Origin of the sequence: Acinetobacter sp. YH16032 (genome assembly GCF_013417345.1) — a bacterium.
GTDB lineage: Bacteria > Pseudomonadota > Gammaproteobacteria > Pseudomonadales > Moraxellaceae > Acinetobacter.
Map to the genome: position 1 here is coordinate 1 of NZ_VPEE01000169.1, position 1,085 is coordinate 1,085.

Consider the following 1,085-nt stretch of genomic DNA (forward strand, 5'->3'; position numbering starts at 1 on the left):
AGCGAGGTCATGGGGTACAGGGGTTTCCCCTGTCGCAACGTCCACTTTTAAATGAAATGATAAAAGTGGGTAAGTGCGCCCTTCGTTTCACTCCGGGAAAACTTCGCTTCGCTACGTTTGATATTGCTTGCTTTGTTTTTTGACTCTATGATGATGTTTGATTATTGATCATCACGGTTTAATACTATGTCAGATATTCAAGAAAAGAAAGATACAGTTTTAAAGAAACTCACCAAAGCACAGCAGAAAAAATTATCCCTGCAAGAGCAAATTGAGTATTTAAAAAAAGAACAAGAGCAGATCTTAGAACAGGCAAAACAGAAACAGAATGAGCTTAAACTCAAACAGCAAAAACTTTTAAGCGAAGCAAAAGCCCAAGAACGGAAAAATGAAACTAGACGGAAAATTTTGCTTGGCGCTTGGGTTTTGAATAAATTTAAGAATGATGAATCTTTTAAACATCAATGGGCTGATTTTGAGCAGTTTTTAAGTGCGGAAAGTAAGACAGAAGAAAATAGACAGAAAGATAAAGAGCTTTTTAATGATTTTTTTAAGGGATAAGTTCTAAATTTCATATAAGAAGTTTTATGTTAAATATCGATATTTCAGTTCTAAAAATTTTTATAAAGTTTAAATAATTTAAGCTATAATTTTTAGCAAATCAGTCTTTATAAATTAATAATATGTATAGAGTTTTAGAAGAAATTGGTTGTGGTGGGTTTGGTCAAGTTAACTTAATTGAGTACCTAGATGGATCACAAGCGGCAAAGAAAACTTTCCGCCCTCAGACTTCTTTGGAAATGTCATTAATTGATAATGTCCGTAAGCGATTCATTCGAGAAGTGAGTATTTTATCAGGCATCAATCACGCCAATATTATGCCTATCTTGGATTCAGATTTACAAACAAATCCTCCGTCTTACATTATGCCATTAGCTGATAGTTCATTAGCTGATGATATATCTTATTTAAAAGCAAATATTAAAGATGCTCTAGTTGCTTTATTAGATATTCTTGCTGGTTTAGAGGAGCTACATTCACTCGATATTTTACATAGAGATTTAAAGCCTCAAAATATTTTACGT

General features: G+C 32.8%; 2 protein-coding genes. Both read left to right on the top strand.

What is annotated here, in order from left to right:
- Positions 1–186: 186 nt before the first annotated feature.
- Positions 187–561: a hypothetical protein gene (locus FTV32_RS17205; RefSeq protein ID WP_257227660.1), complete on the top strand. Its 375-nt coding sequence runs from the start codon at positions 187–189 to the stop codon at positions 559–561.
- 122 nt (positions 562–683) lie between these two features.
- Positions 684–1,085, top strand: a 402-nt coding sequence (locus FTV32_RS17210; RefSeq protein WP_180029169.1) for a protein kinase, incomplete at its 3' end; no start/stop codon positions are given.